The sequence below is a fragment of the Mesobacillus sp. genome (genome assembly GCF_057785455.1).
The window spans coordinates 100,673-117,474 of sequence record NZ_JBYNSB010000031.1; the positions used below are offsets into that span (position 1 = coordinate 100,673).

Here is a 16,802-nt window from a genome sequence, read left to right on the forward strand (position 1 = left end):
TTCGGCTTTCTTTTTTATAGCATATTGACGCTAAACAGACACATGCCCAATCGCTCTGCTGCCGATGTCCTTGCGGTAAAAGGTCTCGGGGCATTCCAGCTTTTCAAGCTCAGCATAAACCTTTTGCTGTGCTTCTTTTAATGATGCCGCTTTTGCACCTACGAGAAGCACTCGGCCCCCGTTTGTCACAAACTCACCCTGCTCGTTCTTCGCTGTGCCTGCATGGAAAACCTGTTCAAGGTTATCAAGCCCTTTCAGCACTGCCCCTTTCACGTACTCTTCAGGATAGCCTTTAGCCGCCACAACCACGCCCAGTACCGCTTCCTCATGCCACTCGATATCTGGAAATTGGCCTTCCAGTACCTCAAGCATGACCTGCACCAAATCAGACTTCATCCTCGGTAAAATCACTTGCGTCTCAGGATCACCAAAACGCGCGTTAAACTCAATTACCTTAGGACCTTCCTGTGTTTCAATCATACCGGCATAAAGGATACCTGTAAAACTGCGTCCCTCCGCAGTCATCGCGGCCGCTGCCGGCTTCAGCACTTTTTCCACCGCTTCAGCAACGGTCTTGCTGCGAATATGCGGTACAGGGGAATAAGCCCCCATGCCGCCAGTGTTCGGACCCTTGTCACCATCAAAGGCGCGCTTATGGTCCTGCACGATCTCAAGTGGAATCACATTTTCCCCGTTCACAAATGCCATCAGCGAAAACTCTTCCCCTGTCAAAAATTGCTCCATGACCACGCTGGCTGAAGCCTCGCCAAACTTGCTGTTCAGCAGCATATCCTGCAGGGCAGCTTCCGCCTCCTGCTGGGTCATGGCAACGACCACACCTTTGCCCGCCGCAAGTCCGTCCGCTTTGATGACGATCGGTGCGCCAATTCTGTCAAGATAGGCTTTTGCATCAGCATAGTCCGTGAAAGTTTCATATTCCGCAGTCGGGATGCCGTATTTTTTCATCAGATCCTTTGCGAACGACTTGCTGCCCTCAATAATAGCTGCTGCTTTCTTCGGGCCAAAAACCTTAAGGCCTTCATCTTCAAAACGGTCTGCGAGCCCTGCCAGCAGCGGAACCTCAGGCCCGATGATCGTCAGGCCGATTTCGTTCTGCTTTGCAAAAACAACAAGCTCATCCAGCTGATTTTCATTGATGTCCACAAGTGATGCGCAGTCCTCCATCCCAGGATTTCCTGGCGCTGCAAACACCTCCGTCACCAGCGGACTCTCGCTGACCTTCCGGCAAATCGCATGCTCCCGGCCGCCTCTGCCAACCACAAGAACCTTCATTCCCCGCACCTCCGTTTTAAGATACCTTATTCTGATTTTTCGGATTGAAATTGAACTTTATATGGTCCTTTTATCTAAATTGAAGCTGTTTGTTATGTTTTAGCAGCAATCCAGATAGCCTTTTTATGAGGTGAATTCATTTTTCACCAGTAGAAGTCATTTTTTCACCAGTAAGTGCATTTATTTCACCAGTAACATTCATTTTTTCACCAGTAACTTCGGATATTTCACCAGTAGGCCTTTTTGACAGTGTCCACCAGCTATTTTCCGAACCACTAACCTTAATGCCTAAAATGCCTTACCCCAGTGAACACCATCGCAATTCCGTATTCATCTGCCTTTTTGATCGAATCCGCATCACGTACAGATCCGCCTGGCTGGATAATCGCGGTAATGCCTGCTTTTGCCGCTGCTTCAACGGTATCGTCCATCGGGAAGAATGCATCTGATGCCAGTGCTGCACCCTCGGCTTTCCCGCCAGCCTGCTCAAGAGCAATTTTAGCCGCACCTACACGATTCATCTGGCCGGCGCCAATCCCTAAAGTAGAATCCTTGCCGCATACGACAATCGCATTTGATTTCACATGCTTGACGACCTTCCAGCCCAGCTTCAACGCTTCCCACTCAGCTTCTGTCGGCTCACGCTTTGTCGGCACAGAGATTTCCGCATCTTCAAATCCGAACGCATCCTGCTCCTGAACAAGCAATCCGCCCTCGATTGAAGTCAGCGCATTCTCCTTGTTCTGCTCGCCGCCAAATGGCACTTTTAACAATCGAAGATTCTTCTTTGCCGTTAAAATCTCCAAAGCTTCCTCGCTAAAAGAAGGAGCGATGATGATTTCAAGGAAAATCTCATACAGCTTGCGCGCTGTTTCGCCATCGACCTCGCGATTCAAAGCGATGATTCCGCCAAAAATCGAAACTGGATCCGCTTCGAATGCTTTGCCGAACGCATCAAAAATGTCCTTGCCAGTTCCGACTCCGCATGGATTCATATGCTTGACCGCAACTGCTGCCGGCTCGGAAAACTCCTTCACGATCTGCAATGCCGCATTTGCATCATTGATATTGTTATAGGAAAGCTCTTTGCCGTGGAGCTGCTCAGCAGCCGCAACTGAAAATGCCGAGCCAAGCGGCTTCTGGTAAAATGCCGCCTTCTGGTGCGGATTCTCTCCATAGCGAAGATTTTGCTTCAGTTCGTATGTGACCGTCAGTTTTTCCGGCTGTTCCTCGCCTGCCAGATCCGTCATGTATTCCGCAATCAGCGCATCATAGGCAGCTGTGTGGCGAAAAACCTTTGCCGCCAGTCTGCGGCGCGTTTCAAGCGTCGTTTGGTTGCTGCTCTTGTATTCCTCGATTACCTGCTGATAATCCGCAGGATCGACAAGAACGGTTATGTATTGATGGTTTTTAGCCGAAGCCCGCAGCATCGCCGGTCCGCCGATATCGATATTTTCAATCGCGTCCTCAGGCGTCACGCCAGTCTTTGAAATCGTTTCTTTAAAAGGATAAAGGTTTATGCACACAAGCTCGATTTTCTCGATTTCATTTTCAGAAAGCTGTTCCTGATGAGAAGGGTCGCTGTACTTCGCAAGCAAACCGCCATGGATTTTAGGGTGCAGCGTCTTCACGCGGCCTTCGAGAATTTCTGGAAAACCTGTAACATCGCTGATTCCGATTACAGGTACTCCGCCGTCCTGCAGCGCTTTTTTCGTGCCGCCGGTTGAGACAATCTCAAACCCCAGCTCAACAAGCTCCCTCGCTAGCCCAACAATCCCATTTTTATCTGAAACACTGATCAGTGCACGCTTTTTTCCCATTGTAATGCCTCCTCTTTTCCGTTCAGCAGCCTTTCCAGGACCTCTGGATACAGGCTGTGTTCAATCCGCTGTATTTTCTTCTGAAGTGATTCTCTTGTTTCATCGGCCGCAATCGTTACAGCGTCACTCGCAATGATCGGACCTGTGTCCATTCCCTCATCGACAAAGTGAATCGTCACACCCGTTTCTTCCACTCCCGCTGCCAGCGCCTGGCCGATCGCGTCCTTGCCAGGAAACGCTGGCAATAACGAAGGATGGATGTTCACGATCCTGCCTTCAAAAGCTTGGAGCAAAGTCGATCCAATCAGCCTCATGTAGCCTGCCAACACGACAAGCTCCACATCAAGACTGGTTAGTTTTTGTAAAATCTTCGCCTCATATGCTTCCTTTGAAGGGAATTCCTTTGGGCTGAGGACAAGCGACGGAATCCCGATCATTTCAGCACGGTCAACCACGAACGCCCCTGGCTTATCGCATACTAGCAAGCTGATTTCTGCATTCAGAGTGCCATTCTGGACAGCCACGGCAATCGCCTGAAAATTGCTTCCGCTCCCCGATGCAAACACTGCGATTTTTTTCATAGCCGTCCTCCTGTAAAAAAGCACTTATCTGGCACGTGCATCATGCCAATTCACCAGGCATCCGAACCCTGATGCCTTCCTGATCCGTAACAGTGCCAATCATAACTGCCTTTTCCCCGTTCTCATTGAACAAGCGCAGAACATCAGGAGCAATCTCTGGTGCAACAGCAGCGACCATGCCAATGCCCATGTTAAAAATATTGTACATATCCTCGCGCTTAAGGTCTCCTAAGGATTCGAGCATAGTAAACACCTGCGGAATCTCCCAGCTGCCTTCCTCAATATCGGCACCCAGGCCTTCAGGAAGCATCCTCGGAATGTTTTCGATAAAACCGCCTCCGGTGATGTGCGCCAGCCCCTTGATTTCAAATTGCTTCATCGCAGCCAGCACTGATTTTACATAAATCCGGGTTGGCTTCAAAAGCTCTTCGCCAAGTGTGCAGCCAAACACTTCAATAAAGTGGTCAAGCTCCATGCCTGCCTGCTCAAGGAAAATCTTGCGAACAAGCGAGTAGCCATTGCTGTGAATCCCGCTCGACGCCAGGCCAATCAGAACATCACCAGCTTTAATCCCGGAACCGGTAATGATTTCGGACTTCTCACAGGCACCAACCGCAAAACCAGCCAAATCGTATTCTTCTGGGGAGTACATGCCTGGCATTTCCGCTGTTTCTCCGCCGACGAGCGCGCACCCGGCCTGCTCGCAGCCATCTGCAATCCCTTTGACAATCGCCTCGATTTTTTCAGGCACTGCCTTGCCGCATGCGATGTAGTCAAGGAAATATAAAGGCTCCGCCCCCTGGACGACGATGTCGTTCACACACATTGCGACCGCATCGATGCCAATTGTATCATGCCGGTCCATCATAAAGGCGAGCATAAGCTTCGTGCCCACGCCGTCCGTACCTGAAATCAGCACCGGCTCCTTCAGCCCGTGGCTGGAAAGGTCGAACATCCCGCCGAAACCGCCCAGCGCCCCCATCACGCCCGGCCTTACTGTCCGCTTCACATGCTTTTTGATCCGCTCAACCGCCTCATACCCGGCCTCAATATCCACACCAGCCTGCTTATACGCGTTTGCCATGTTCACTACCTCCGATTTGGCTGTTTTTTCATATAAAACTTCCTTATTCGTGCACTATAGTTAACCAATTAGCCTATTTCGCATCTTCACTGAGTGTAATTACACTCTGATTGGGTTGATTCACACCTTCTCACAGTGTACTTCCACTCATGATGAATGTATTAGTACCATCCGCGGGTGCAATCTCCCAATCTTTGTTCATAATCTCCCGAAGTACAGTCTTAATTGCCCGAAACTACTTCATAATCTCCCGAAAAGGGGTGGTATTCTCCCAAAACTCCCGCATGATCACGCCGTCATCCTATATTTGGAAAAATATCAGCACTTCTGCCCGGCAGGTGTCGCCGCAGGATAAATCTCCGTCGGATACTTCCCTGTAAAACAAGCCAGACACTGCCCGCGCGTTTCGCCTGGTTCATTGCGGCCGATTGCCTCAAGCATACCCCCGACACTTAAAAAAGTAAGCGAGTCTGCGCCTATCAACTCCCGGATTTCCTCAACTGAATTCTCAGCCGCAATCAATTCCTCACGCGTCGAAGTATCGATTCCATAAAAGCATGGATTCTGAATCGGCGGCGAACTGATGACGACATGGACTTCGGTGGCGCCCGCTTCTTTTAGCATGTTGACAATCCTGCGGCTTGTCGTCCCGCGCACGATCGAATCGTCGACCATGATGACACGCTTTCCTTCGACAACGCCGCGAACCGGTGACAGCTTCATTTTTACCCCCTGCTCCCTCAGTGACTGGGATGGCTGGATAAATGTACGTCCGACATAACGGTTCTTGATCAAGCCCATTTCATACGGAATGCCTGATTCTTCTGCATACCCAATTGCCGCTGAGATACTTGAATCCGGAACACCTGTAACAACATCCGCTTCAATTGGCACTTCAAGCGCCAGCTGCTTGCCAAGATTTTTCCTGGCAGTATGGACGTTGATTCCATGGATGTTGCTGTCCGGGCGGGAAAAATAAATATATTCCATCGTACAGATGGCAGTCGTTGAATTCATCGAGTAAATCTCTGAATGGATGCCGTCTTCATTGATGATCAGCAGTTCCCCAGGCAAAACGTCCCTGACAAACTCAGCACCGACAATATCAAATGCACAAGTCTCTGAAGCTACGACATACGCATCGCCAAGCTTCCCTAAAGAAAGCGGACGAAGGCCATGCGGATCGAGCGCGACCATCAATTCCGTTTCGGTCATGATCAAAAACGCATAGGCGCCCTTCAGCATCGGCAGTGCATTCATGACTCGGTCCTTGATCTGGCTGAAGCCGCCGCGCTTGATTAAATGGGCAAGCACCTCTGTATCAGAGGTCGTCTGAAAAATGCTGCCCTGTGCCTCAAGCTGATTGCGCAGAGCATCGGCATTTACCAGATTGCCATTGTGGGCAAGTGCCAGCCCGCCGCTTTGCGATTGGAACAGGAGCGGCTGGACATTCTCATAGCCGCCGCCTCCCGCTGTCGCATAACGGACATGGCCGATCGCGCCAACGCCCTGGAGCTCCTCCATCGCGTCTGCAGTAAAAATCTCGGTTACAAGACCTTCGCCTTTTTTCCCCTTCAGCTGCTGGCCATCCGTAACCACAATCCCCGTACCTTCCTGGCCGCGGTGCTGCAGGCTGTGAAGTCCGTAATACGTGATTTGCGCTGCCTCGGGATGTCCCCAAATTCCAAAAATGCCGCATTCCTCATTCAAGCCTTTTAGTTCAGCAAGCATGGGATGGCTCCTTTCCAGGCCTTCTTCAGCCCAACTGCATCATGATTGATGACGTTCTCTCCGTTTACATCAATCTTTAAAACTGGCATTTCAACGACTTTTCCAATCAGAACTGCATCTGTTAAGCTTTCAAACTCGATTTGGTTCTCTGGTTTTACTGATAAAATAAACCTGGATTGCGATTCGCTGAACAATGCCGATACAACAGCACCCTCAAGCTCAACCTCAGCTCCCAAGCCTTTGCTGCCGATCACGGATTCAGCCAGCGCAACCGCCACGCCGCCTTCAGCGACATCATGCGCTGATGCGACAAGACCATTTTTGATCGCCGCTAAAATTTGTCCCTGATAGCTCGCTTCTACTTCTAAATCAAGCTCAGGCGCCTTGCCGAAAATTTGGCCATGGACAAGCTTCTGCAGCTCGCTGCCGCCAAACTCATCCTTCGTTTCACCCAATAGATAAATCAAATCGCCAGCATTTTTAAAATGCTGCGTCGTTACATGCTTCAAATTTTCAACCAGACCGACCATGCCGACAACCGGCGTCGGGTAGACAGCTGTTCCATTTGTTTCGTTATAAAGGCTGACATTCCCGCCAATGACAGGCGTTCCAAGCTTCCGGCACGCGTCACTCATGCCATCGACCGCTTTTTCAAACTGCCAGAAGATTTCCGGCTTCTCAGGGTTCCCGAAGTTCAGGCAATCCGTGATCGCAAGGGGTTCACCGCCTGAACAAACGATATTACGGGCGGCTTCAGCGACAGCGATCTTACCGCCTGTCTCCGGATCAAGATAGATATAGCGGGAGTTGCAGTCCGTCGTCATCGCCAGTCCCTTTTCGGTTCCGCGGATTCTCACGACAGCCGCATCCGAACCTGGTGAAACAACTGTGCTCGTGCGCACCATATGATCATACTGGTCGTAGACCCACTCTTTGCTTGCAATCGTCGGCTGCTGAAGCAAATCCAGCAAAGTAGCTTCATAGTCTTCAACGTTAGGAATCTCATTTTTCATCGACTGGAACTCACGGAAATAAGTTGGTTCACTTGAAGGCTTGTAATAAACAGGAGCTTCTTCAGCAAGCGCATCGGCAGGAACATCCGCCACCACTTCACCTTTATGTAAAAGGCGGAGCATCTTGTCGTCCGTCACCCGGCCAATCGCGACTGCTTCAAGCTCATATTTTGAAAAAAGATCGATGATTTCCTGCTCACGCCCTTTTTCAACGACAATCAGCATGCGCTCCTGAGATTCAGACAGCATCATTTCATAAGCAGTCATCCCTGTTTCACGCTGCGGCACAAGGTCAAGATTCATCTCAATTCCCGAGCCAGCCTTGCTCGCCATTTCAGCAGATGAGCTGGTCAAACCAGCCGCACCCATGTCCTGGATGCCGACAAGCGCATCATTTTTCACAAGCTCAAGACAAGCTTCAAGCAGCAATTTTTCCATGAACGGATCGCCGACCTGGACAGCTGGACGCTTCTCTTCAGACGACTCATTCAGTTCCTCAGAAGCGAAGGTCGCACCATGAATCCCGTCACGGCCAGTCTTCGCGCCGACATACATCACTGTATTGCCGACCCCATGCGCCTGGCCCTTCTTGATATCCTCATGATTGATCAGCCCGACGCACATCGCGTTCACAAGCGGATTTCCTTCATAAGCACCGTCAAATTGGACCTCGCCGCCAACAGTCGGAATGCCGATGCAGTTTCCGTAGCCGGCAATCCCAGCAACCACCTGTTCAAACAAATATTTCACGCGCGGCGATTCAAGCTCGCCAAAGCGGAGAGAATTCAGCAATGCAATTGGCCTTGCTCCCATTGAAAAAACGTCGCGGATGATTCCGCCGACACCTGTAGCCGCACCCTGGTAAGGCTCGATCGCTGAAGGATGGTTATGGCTTTCGATTTTAAAAACGACCGCCTGGCCATCGCCGATATCAACAATCCCAGCTCCCTCGCCCGGTCCTTGTAAAACACGCTCACCCGTGACAGGGAACTTTTTCAGGACAGGCTTAGAGTTCTTGTAGCTGCAATGCTCTGACCACATAACCGAGAACAAGCCGGTCTCTGTGTAGTTAGGCAGGCGCCCAAGAATTTTTTCAACAGAAGCAAACTCGCTGTCTGAAAGCCCCATTTGCTGATAGATTTTTTCGTCTTTAATTTGCTGTGGACTTGGTTCAAGCATTAACCGCATTTGCTTCCCTCCATTGTTTGACGATCGATTTGAAAAGCTTCAAGCCGTCCGCGCCGCCAAGCAGCTCATCGACTGCGCGCTCCGGATGCGGCATCATCCCGAGGACATTTCCCTGCTCGTTGATGATACCTGCAATATTTCCAAGGCTTCCATTCGGATTTTCGCCATGGTATGTGAACACGATTTGATTGTTTGCCTTCAAATCGGCCAGTGTTTTTTCATCGCAATAGTAGTTGCCTTCACCGTGCGCAACCGGAATCGTGATGACCTCGCCTTTTTCATAGCCTGTCGAGAACATTGTTTCATTGTTTTCGACCTTAAGCTCGACCTGTTTGCAGATGAATTTAAGGCTGTCGTTGCGGCGCATCGCCCCTGGAAGAAGCCCTGCCTCCAGCAAAATCTGAAATCCGTTGCAGACGCCAAGCACAGGCTTTCCAGCTTCAGCTGCCTTCACGACCTCTTTCATGACATTGCTGAATTGCGCAATCGCGCCAGATCTTAAGTAATCTCCGTAAGAAAAGCCGCCAGGCAAAAGCACTGCATCATAGCCTTCCAGACTTTCCGCGTCATGCCATACATACTCTGCCTCTTCTCCAAGCTCATCCTTTGCCGCATGGTACATGTCGATGTCACAGTTCGAACCCGGAAATACGATCACCGCAAATTTCACTGTGCAACGACCTCCTCGACCTCATACCTGTAATCCTCGATCACCGTATTTGCCAGCAGGCGCTCGCACATTTCCTTCACCGCTGCGTCAACATCCTTCACGCTCTCATCCAGAGTAAGCTCCATATACTTGCCGATGCGGACATCCTGTATGCCTTCGTAACCATGTGTCGCCAGTGCATTTTTAACAGCCGTCCCCTGTGGATCCAAAACACTTTCCCTTAACGTCACAAACACCTTTACTTTATACATGCAGTTGTCCTCCCAATCTCGTTAAAATGGTTTCATAAGCATCTGTCAAATTCCCTAAATCGCGGCGGAATACATCTTTGTCAAGCTTTTGCTGCGTTTCCATATCCCAAAGCCTGCATGTGTCAGGTGAAATCTCATCTGCCAGCAGGATATTACCGTCAGCATCCTTGCCGAACTCAAGCTTAAAGTCAATCAGCGTCACACCAATTTCTGTGAAAAATCTCCCCAGCACCTCATTGATTTTCAAGGCAGCGTCCTTTAGCTGTGAAACTTCCTTATCTGAAGCCAGCTCCAGCACATCCACATGCTCATCCGTAATCAAAGGATCTCCAAGCGAATCATCCTTCAGATAAAACTCAACAATCGGCCTTGAAAGCTTTTTGCCTTCCTCCACCCCAAGCCGCTTCGAAAAGCTGCCTGCAGCGAAATTCCTTACCACGACTTCAAGCGGAATGATCGTCACTCGCTTCACAAGCTGCTCGTTCTCTGAGATTTTTTTTATAAAATGAGATGGAATCCCCGCTTCACTAAGCTTCGAGAATATTAGACTCGTAATCTCATTATTCAGCCGGCCCTTGCCGACAATCTCAGCCTTCTTCCCGCCATTGAAAGCTGTTGCGGAATCCTTATACTGTACTCTTACTACTCCAGCATCTTCAGTCGCATAAATCCGCTTCGCTTTCCCCTCATACAACAATGCCTGCTCTACCATTTCAACGCCTCCGATTGAGATAATTAGCAATCTTCAGTCACTTCGAAAAGTGTAAGCGCCTTGGTCAGCCCCGACAAGCGCTGGCCGACTAAATTCGCCACTTCCTGTGGCAACGTCGGCACTAGGACTTCCTGTCCGTCGGACGGCCGAACGAAGAAGTCGTTCTTTGACTTCATCGGAAGGACCGAAGGTACTCGAGGGGCTAGGCGCTGGAACTGGACAATTCTCGAAGTTAAACTTCTACACTTTTCTTAACATTTAAAAGAAGGGCAAGAATCTCTTGCCCGTCCGTATTAAAGCCCAAGTCTTTCAAAAATCATATCCACATGCTTGATATGGTAGTTATAATCAAAGCAATCATCGATTTCCGCTTCATTTAACAGCCCGGCGATTTTCTCATCATTTTCAATCAGGTTGCGGAACTGCACTTGTTTTTCCCATGCTTCCATCGCACGAGGCTGGACAGTGTCATACGCTTCCTCGCGTGACATGCCCTTATCGATCAGAGCAAGAAGCACGCGCTGGGAATAAATCAACCCAAGTGTGCGGTCCATGTTGCGCTTCATATTTTCTGGATACACCGTCAAGTTCTTCACGATGTTGCCAAAGCGGTTCAGCATATAATTCAAGGCAATCGTCGCATCCGGAAGAATGATTCTCTCCGCCGAAGAATGCGAAATATCGCGCTCATGCCATAGCGGCACGTTTTCGTACGCTGTTGCCATATAGCCGCGGATGACCCTTGCCATCCCCGTCATATTTTCAGAACCAATCGGGTTGCGCTTGTGAGGCATTGCTGATGAACCCTTCTGCCCCTTCGCAAAAAACTCCTCAACTTCACGCGTTTCACTCTTCTGCAGTCCGCGAATCTCAACCGCGAATTTTTCAATCGAAGTCGCAATCAATGCAAGTGACGACATGTAAAAAGCATGGCGGTCACGCTGCAGCGTCTGCGTTGAAATCGGTGCAGGCTGAAGCCCCAGCTTTTCACAAACATAGGCTTCAACGAATGGGTCGATATTGGCATATGTTCCAACCGCGCCGGAAATCTTGCCGAACTCAACATCACGAGCAGCCATTTTGAAGCGCTCCAGGTTGCGTCGCATTTCCTCCAGCCAAAGCGCCAGCTTCAGGCCAAACGTCGTCGGCTCAGCATGGACACCGTGCGTGCGTCCCATCATGACGGTGTATTTATGTTCCTTCGCTTTATTTGCTAAAATCTCAATGAAATTCTCAAGATCCTTTTGAATGATCTGATTCGCTTGCTTCAACACATAGGACAAGGCTGTATCGACAACATCTGTAGAAGTCAGGCCGTAGTGAACCCATTTACGCTCTTCGCCCAATGTCTCAGACACCGCTCTTGTAAAAGCAACGACATCATGGCGTGTCTCTTCCTCAATCTCTTTAATCCGGTCAATATCGAAAGAGGCATTTTCACGGAGCTTTTGCACATCCTCCTTAGGAATCTCGCCAAGCTCAGCCCATGCTTCACAAGCAAGGATCTCAACCTCAAGCCACGCCTTAAAGCGATTCTCCTCCGTCCAAATTGCTCCCATTTCCGGTCTTGTATAACGATCTATCATTTTCTATGTCCTCCGATCATTTCTGCCGCGCCTTCCCAGATTCCGCTTTGCTCCGCTTCTTCCAGCGCTTTCTCAACTGTTTCCCGTAAAAGGGTCACATGCCCCATTTTGCGTTTGTATTTTGCTTCCTTTTTGCCGTATAAATGAATTTTCCAATCCTTCAAATCGGAAATCCTTTCAAGCAATGGCTGCTGGTGCTCGCCAAGGATATTGACCATAACCGCAGGCTTCAATAGTTCTGTGCTGCCCAGCGGCCATCCGCACACTGCCCTTACATGCTGCTCGAACTGAGAAGTTTCACACGCTTCAATACTGTAATGGCCTGAATTATGCGGCCTCGGTGCCAGTTCATTTATATAAATTTCATCATCTTTTGTTAAGAACATCTCAACGGCTAGTGTTCCAACTAAATTAAGCGAGGATGCAATTTGTTTTGCAGCCACAATCGCTTTTTCCTCAGCATGCTGACTGATGCGCGCTGGCACGATCGTCTGGTGAAGGATATTGTCCTGATGAACATTTTCTGCCACCGGAAAAACAACGGTCTCTCCTGTCGTGCTGCGTGTGATGATTACCGAAATTTCTTTTTCAAACTCGATCCATTGTTCAAGCACACATCGGCCCTGGCTGACCAGCGTCTCAGCAATCGCGATGTCCTCTGCCGCTCTTATGACAAGCTGCCCCTTGCCGTCATAGCCGCCGCGAGCTGTTTTAAGGACTGCCGGCATGCCAAGCTTTTTGATTCCATCAGCTACGTCCTCCGTTTCGGTCACGACCGCATACGGTGCCACCCGTACACCAGCTTCCTGGATATGCTGCTTCTCTTCTATCCTGTCCTGAGTAATCCTCAGCAATTCAGTTCCCTGAGGTACATAGGCATTTTTATCAAGCCATCCGAGCGCATCTGCGTCGATATTTTCAAACTCATAGGTGATGACATCACTGACTTTCGATAGCTGTTCGATTTTTTCAAGATCATCGTAGCCGCCGACAATCTGCTGATCTACTACCTGGCCGCACGGGCAATCCTCTGTAGGATCAAGCACAGCCACCCGGAAGCCCATCGCTTTTGCCGAAAGGGCCATCATCTTGCCAAGCTGGCCCCCGCCGATAATGCCGATCGTCTGTCCTGGTAAAATTAATTTAGACAAGCTCATCACTGCTTTCCATCACTGACATTTTGGTTTCTTCCCTTAATCTCTCAAGCCTTTCAGCAACCTGATGATCATAAGCGCCAAGCATCTGGGCCGCCAGAAGCCCGGCATTCGTCGCCCCTGCTTTTCCAATAGCAACAGTAGCCACCGGAACACCGCCCGGCATCTGGACGATCGACAGCAGTGAGTCAAGGCCATTCAGCGCCCTCGACTGTACCGGCACACCGATAACCGGCAATGTCGTCTTTGCCGCAACCATCCCAGGCAGATGCGCTGCCCCGCCTGCTCCTGCGATAATCACCTTAATCCCTGCATTCCTTGCACCCTCCGCAAACTCAAACATCAAGTCTGGCGTACGATGGGCCGAAACAACTTTCTTTATGTATGAAATCTCTAATTGATCAAGAATGTCACAAGCATGCTTCATCGTTTCCCAATCCGATTTGCTCCCCATAATGACCGCAACAGATGCACTCATAAGTCTAACCTCCCTGTGTGGAGTATCAAAACAAAAAACCCGGATAGATTACTCTCTCTACATACAGAAGAGAAAGTAGTCCGTCCGGGTGCATGCGCAAAGAAATCCCTACTCATTAGAATAAGATCCCTATCCCTTCACTTCAAAAACTACTTCCCCTCATAGTCCGGCAATTTACGGCAGCCGGGTAGAGACTCATGGGCCATATCCCCATTATTATACGAGGGAAAAACTATTCGCTATCAACAACTCCATATTAACAAGCATTTCAGATTCTTGTCAATTAATAATCGAACATTTAAAGATTAAAAACACATATCGTTCGGCTTTAACACATTAACGCACCGGGGGTCAGACCCCCGGTGCGTTAATGCGTCACTCTACTAAACCAATCCAACCACTAACTTACTCAACTGGTTTTGCTTCAAACAAAATCTGCCTTCCAGCTGGCTCGTATTCTACTGCTCCGTTTTTCTCGACTTCCTTGAAGATTGGCTTTTCCATCCTGCGGACAGGTGCATAGCCTTCCTTCTTCATTCTATTGAGGCAATCATCAATCGATTCATTTTCACCGACTTCATACATCCGTTTCTTTTTACTATCCTTGCTCATGAAAACAACCTTCCTTTTCGTACCGTTTTAACCCAGAAACCACCGTGAATTGCTTTTGGTTCATATGCAATAATAAAGGCCTTCGGATCCAGTTCCTTAATCGTCTCATACAGCTTCAGCTCATACTTCCTTGGCGTCAGGATCTGCATCGCCATCCGGTCACCCTCAAGGCCATGCGCAGCCCAATCGGTCACACCGTATCCCTTTTCACGCAAAGCCTTTGGCAGGTCCGAGTCATACTCTTTCGTAATCACATTGATCGTAATATAACCAAGCGCAAGCTTTTCTTCAATCTTCATACCGACAATGACCCCGATTCCATACCCCACAGCATATGCAATCAGATTCTGTATCTCATTCAAATTTTCGAGGACCAATCCAAGCCCGACCACATAAATAACGACTTCAATCGTACTAAGCCCAGCAGCAAGATATCGCTGCCCTTTCAGCGTCAGGATCATCCTGATCGTAAAAAATGACACATACACAATATTGATTATTAGGATGATGGCTACCATGACAAAACTATTCTCCAGCATAAAAAAACCTCCAGACATCTCTTCTAATAAGCCTTAATATTCCCATTAATCCAATCCATTGTAAAGGATGTTCATAAAAATCACGAAAAAGATGTGCTTTCTTAAAGGTTTTCCTCTATGGAGATTTTTGAAACTTTAATATTTATTAACCAAAGATTTTTAAGTGATTCGTGAACAAAACAGCATAAAAAAGAATAAACATTAACTAATTATTGACAATACGTGAATAAACATGAAATAATACGTAAAGGAACCAAATTTTAACATTAGGAGTGATTAGTATGTTTTCAGATGAGAGAAGGCAGGAAATTTTAAAGATGCTTGAGCAGAGCGGCCGGGTTCTGGCGAAGGACCTGGCAAGCAAGTTTGAAATGTCGATTGATTCAATTAGAAGGGATCTAACGATTATGGAAGAGCAGGGACTTTTAAAAAGAACCCATGGCGGGGCAATCCCGGCCACCAGCGTAAGAATGATGGCCCGTCCTCCCTCTGAACGCTACGGGGAAGGCAGTGATGAATACCAAAACGCAATTGCAAAGCTGGCTGCTTCCTATATTAAGGAAAACCAGACTGTCTTTATAGGCGGTGCATCCATTCACTACGTCATGCTTAAATACCTGCCAAAAGAATTCGCCTTTACCGTCCTGACAAACTCTGTAGAGATCGCTTATCACCTCAGAAACTTTGACAATATACAGACCTATATCATAGGAGGCAAAGTAAAAAATTCAGGGAATATCACAGATGCGCTAGCAAACGAGTTCGCCCGCCAATTTACCGTCGACCTATGCTTCGCAACCGCTGGAGCCATTTCTGCAAAAGGCCTGAGCACAGCGACACCAGAAGTCGCCATTTTCCACAAGACCGTTTATAACAATTCCAGAAGAATTATAGCCCTGGCAGAGCATTTTAAAATAGGAAATGATATGTTTTCCGGGATGTACCCAGTTAAAAAGCTAAACATCATCATAACCGATGAAGAAACGACCAGCGAACAGGTTGACCAGTTAAAAGCGAATGGTGTTGAGGTATTGATAGCATCGAATTGATTGAAAAGGAGGATGGGAGTTTGTTTTACAGAAGGAAGCATTACATTGTTAAAAATGAAAAGCTTATATCGGCATTAACATAGTTATAGCGGAAGGATGCTCGCTTTCTCTAAGCAGGCAGTGAGCATCCCCAAAGCCTCACCGATTCACCTTGGTGTTATTGAAAGAGTCACAGATCAATCATATTGTAGGAATATTTAAGAATTCTTCCTTATCATCTCTTCTACATAACTTAGGAAATTAGAATATGAAGAGTTTCCGCTCAAGAATTCCGAGACCACATTCAATGGCAAAATAACAATATCCCTCTTTTTTGAATACAGGACATTGGGCGAATAGATAATGCTGCCCACCCCATCCAGCTTATGTGAATAATTGTATACTGAGTCAAATTCATACCAATAATAATCTTGCCTGAGACTAGTTTTAATAACTTCACCAAGATAAGCACCTATACGAAACATAAAATTATTAAAATGGTTATCAAGCAGTTCTGCTCCCGATTTCGTATTCAGTAATCTTTCTGTATACATATCAATATACCTAACGCTCTCAACAGTGAAATCCAAGTTTCTTTTGGTCAAATTCTCTTTGTCCCACTCATCATTTGAGACATCCTGGTACATCAGTTTCGCAATTCCTTTTAAATCATCTTTAATTAATTTTGTTCTGATTAAGAAGCCACACATTCGATAAGAACTCTCCTTATTATTACCTAGTAATAGTTTTAATCCTGATTTCGCTGATTACTATTTACTTAAACTTCACTCAGTATTGATGTATCATACCATTCCATCTCAAAATAGAGACTGACTTAATGTATGTTTTATTGCTGCTAATTAAGTAATAGAAACTTTTTGAGAGCCTAATGCACAACATTGATCTTTTAAAAAAGAACATAAAAAAAGAACAGCCATATCAGCTGTTCTTTCATTTGCCCGGCGGCGTCCTACTCTCACAGGGGGAAACCCCCAACTACCATCGGCGCTGAGAAGCTTAACTTCCGTGTTCGGTATGGGAACGGGTGTGACCTTCTCGCCA

At 48.0% G+C, this 16,802-nt stretch carries 16 protein-coding genes, 1 rRNA gene and 1 riboswitch; of the genes, 1 reads left to right on the forward strand and 16 read right to left on the reverse strand.

Annotated features, from left to right (window positions below; all coding sequences use genetic code 11):
- Window positions 1-30 precede the first annotated feature (30 nt).
- The 14 genes from purD to AC3EBE_RS12520 all read right to left on the reverse strand — a co-directional run bounded on the left by purD (window position 31) and on the right by AC3EBE_RS12520 (window position 14,712).
- Entirely contained in the window at window positions 31-1,293 is a 1,263-nt protein-coding gene (gene purD / locus AC3EBE_RS12455) for a phosphoribosylamine--glycine ligase (RefSeq protein ID WP_488595356.1), read from the reverse strand.
- Window positions 1,294-1,574: 281 nt separating this feature from the next.
- Window positions 1,575-3,113 (reverse strand): bifunctional phosphoribosylaminoimidazolecarboxamide formyltransferase/IMP cyclohydrolase, encoded by a 1,539-nt coding sequence (gene purH / locus AC3EBE_RS12460; protein ID WP_488595357.1) that lies wholly within the window; start codon window positions 3,111-3,113, stop codon window positions 1,575-1,577.
- The gene (gene purN, locus AC3EBE_RS12465) at window positions 3,092-3,694 is read right to left on the reverse strand and encodes a phosphoribosylglycinamide formyltransferase (RefSeq protein WP_488595358.1); all 603 of its coding nucleotides are present in this window, start codon (window positions 3,692-3,694) and stop codon (window positions 3,092-3,094) included. The genes purH and purN overlap by 22 nt, the downstream gene beginning before the upstream one ends.
- Before the next feature lie 40 nt (window positions 3,695-3,734).
- On the reverse strand, window positions 3,735-4,778 hold the full coding sequence (purM, locus tag AC3EBE_RS12470; protein ID WP_488595359.1) for a phosphoribosylformylglycinamidine cyclo-ligase: 1,044 nt from the start codon (window positions 4,776-4,778) through the stop codon (window positions 3,735-3,737).
- A 318-nt stretch (window positions 4,779-5,096) separates the two neighbouring features.
- Window positions 5,097-6,509 (reverse strand): amidophosphoribosyltransferase, encoded by a 1,413-nt coding sequence (gene purF, locus AC3EBE_RS12475; RefSeq protein WP_488595360.1) that lies wholly within the window; start codon window positions 6,507-6,509, stop codon window positions 5,097-5,099.
- Window positions 6,494-8,710 (reverse strand): phosphoribosylformylglycinamidine synthase subunit PurL, encoded by a 2,217-nt coding sequence (gene purL / locus AC3EBE_RS12480; RefSeq protein ID WP_488595361.1) that lies wholly within the window; start codon window positions 8,708-8,710, stop codon window positions 6,494-6,496. The genes purF and purL overlap by 16 nt, the downstream gene beginning before the upstream one ends.
- Window positions 8,694-9,380, reverse strand: coding sequence for a phosphoribosylformylglycinamidine synthase subunit PurQ (gene purQ, locus AC3EBE_RS12485; protein WP_488595362.1), 687 nt, complete (start codon window positions 9,378-9,380; stop codon window positions 8,694-8,696). The genes purL and purQ overlap by 17 nt, the downstream gene beginning before the upstream one ends.
- Window positions 9,377-9,631, reverse strand: coding sequence for a phosphoribosylformylglycinamidine synthase subunit PurS (purS, locus tag AC3EBE_RS12490; protein WP_488595363.1), 255 nt, complete (start codon window positions 9,629-9,631; stop codon window positions 9,377-9,379). The genes purQ and purS overlap by 4 nt, the downstream gene beginning before the upstream one ends.
- Window positions 9,624-10,343: a phosphoribosylaminoimidazolesuccinocarboxamide synthase gene (gene purC, locus AC3EBE_RS12495; protein WP_488595364.1), complete on the reverse strand. Its 720-nt coding sequence runs from the start codon at window positions 10,341-10,343 to the stop codon at window positions 9,624-9,626. Before purC ends, purS begins: the two co-directional genes overlap by 8 nt.
- Before the next feature lie 293 nt (window positions 10,344-10,636).
- Entirely contained in the window at window positions 10,637-11,929 is a 1,293-nt protein-coding gene (gene purB, locus AC3EBE_RS12500) for an adenylosuccinate lyase (RefSeq protein WP_488595365.1), read from the reverse strand.
- Window positions 11,926-13,086, reverse strand: coding sequence for a 5-(carboxyamino)imidazole ribonucleotide synthase (gene purK, locus AC3EBE_RS12505; RefSeq protein WP_488595366.1), 1,161 nt, complete (start codon window positions 13,084-13,086; stop codon window positions 11,926-11,928). The genes purB and purK overlap by 4 nt, the downstream gene beginning before the upstream one ends.
- Window positions 13,073-13,561, reverse strand: a complete 489-nt coding sequence (gene purE / locus AC3EBE_RS12510; RefSeq protein ID WP_488595367.1) for a 5-(carboxyamino)imidazole ribonucleotide mutase — start codon at window positions 13,559-13,561, stop codon at window positions 13,073-13,075. The genes purK and purE overlap by 14 nt, the downstream gene beginning before the upstream one ends.
- A 142-nt stretch (window positions 13,562-13,703) precedes the next feature.
- Window positions 13,704-13,805, reverse strand: a riboswitch (purine riboswitch).
- A 161-nt stretch (window positions 13,806-13,966) separates the two neighbouring features.
- A complete protein-coding gene (locus AC3EBE_RS12515) occupies window positions 13,967-14,173 on the reverse strand; it encodes an NETI motif-containing protein (RefSeq protein ID WP_488595368.1) in 207 nt (68 codons plus the stop codon).
- A complete protein-coding gene (locus AC3EBE_RS12520) occupies window positions 14,170-14,712 on the reverse strand; it encodes a DUF2179 domain-containing protein (RefSeq protein ID WP_488595369.1) in 543 nt (180 codons plus the stop codon). The genes AC3EBE_RS12515 and AC3EBE_RS12520 overlap by 4 nt, the downstream gene beginning before the upstream one ends.
- A 281-nt stretch (window positions 14,713-14,993) precedes the next feature.
- Here AC3EBE_RS12520 and AC3EBE_RS12525 point away from each other — a divergent pair, with 281 nt between their 5' ends.
- On the forward strand, window positions 14,994-15,761 hold the full coding sequence (locus AC3EBE_RS12525; RefSeq protein ID WP_488595370.1) for a DeoR/GlpR family DNA-binding transcription regulator: 768 nt from the start codon (window positions 14,994-14,996) through the stop codon (window positions 15,759-15,761).
- 197 nt (window positions 15,762-15,958) lie between these two features.
- Here AC3EBE_RS12525 and AC3EBE_RS12530 read toward each other — a convergent pair whose 3' ends face one another.
- Window positions 15,959-16,450, reverse strand: a complete 492-nt coding sequence (locus AC3EBE_RS12530; RefSeq protein ID WP_488595371.1) for a hypothetical protein — start codon at window positions 16,448-16,450, stop codon at window positions 15,959-15,961.
- Window positions 16,451-16,697: 247 nt separating this feature from the next.
- Window positions 16,698-16,802: ribosomal RNA gene (rrf, locus tag AC3EBE_RS12535) — 5S ribosomal RNA — on the reverse strand; the annotation flags it as partial.

Excerpts from the sequence above, each read along its gene's own strand:
- purD (WP_488595356.1), bottom strand. The coding sequence starts at position 1,293 with ATGAAGGTTCTTGTGGTTGGCAGAGGCGGCCGGGAGCATGCGATTTGC.
- purH (WP_488595357.1), bottom strand. The coding sequence starts at position 3,113 with ATGGGAAAAAAGCGTGCACTGATCAGTGTTTCAGATAAAAATGGGATT.
- purN (WP_488595358.1), bottom strand. The coding sequence starts at position 3,694 with ATGAAAAAAATCGCAGTGTTTGCATCGGGGAGCGGAAGCAATTTTCAG.
- purM (WP_488595359.1), bottom strand. The coding sequence starts at position 4,778 with ATGGCAAACGCGTATAAGCAGGCTGGTGTGGATATTGAGGCCGGGTAT.
- purF (WP_488595360.1), bottom strand. The coding sequence starts at position 6,509 with ATGCTTGCTGAACTAAAAGGCTTGAATGAGGAATGCGGCATTTTTGGA.
- purL (WP_488595361.1), bottom strand. The coding sequence starts at position 8,710 with ATGCGGTTAATGCTTGAACCAAGTCCACAGCAAATTAAAGACGAAAAA.
- purS (WP_488595363.1), bottom strand. The coding sequence starts at position 9,631 with ATGTATAAAGTAAAGGTGTTTGTGACGTTAAGGGAAAGTGTTTTGGAT.
- purC (WP_488595364.1), bottom strand. The coding sequence starts at position 10,343 with ATGGTAGAGCAGGCATTGTTGTATGAGGGGAAAGCGAAGCGGATTTAT.
- purB (WP_488595365.1), bottom strand. The coding sequence starts at position 11,929 with ATGATAGATCGTTATACAAGACCGGAAATGGGAGCAATTTGGACGGAG.
- purK (WP_488595366.1), bottom strand. The coding sequence starts at position 13,086 with ATGAGCTTGTCTAAATTAATTTTACCAGGACAGACGATCGGCATTATC.
- purE (WP_488595367.1), bottom strand. The coding sequence starts at position 13,561 with ATGAGTGCATCTGTTGCGGTCATTATGGGGAGCAAATCGGATTGGGAA.
- AC3EBE_RS12515 (WP_488595368.1), bottom strand. The coding sequence starts at position 14,173 with ATGAGCAAGGATAGTAAAAAGAAACGGATGTATGAAGTCGGTGAAAAT.
- AC3EBE_RS12520 (WP_488595369.1), bottom strand. The coding sequence starts at position 14,712 with ATGCTGGAGAATAGTTTTGTCATGGTAGCCATCATCCTAATAATCAAT.
- AC3EBE_RS12525 (WP_488595370.1), top strand. The coding sequence starts at position 14,994 with ATGTTTTCAGATGAGAGAAGGCAGGAAATTTTAAAGATGCTTGAGCAG.
- AC3EBE_RS12530 (WP_488595371.1), bottom strand. The coding sequence starts at position 16,450 with ATGTGTGGCTTCTTAATCAGAACAAAATTAATTAAAGATGATTTAAAA.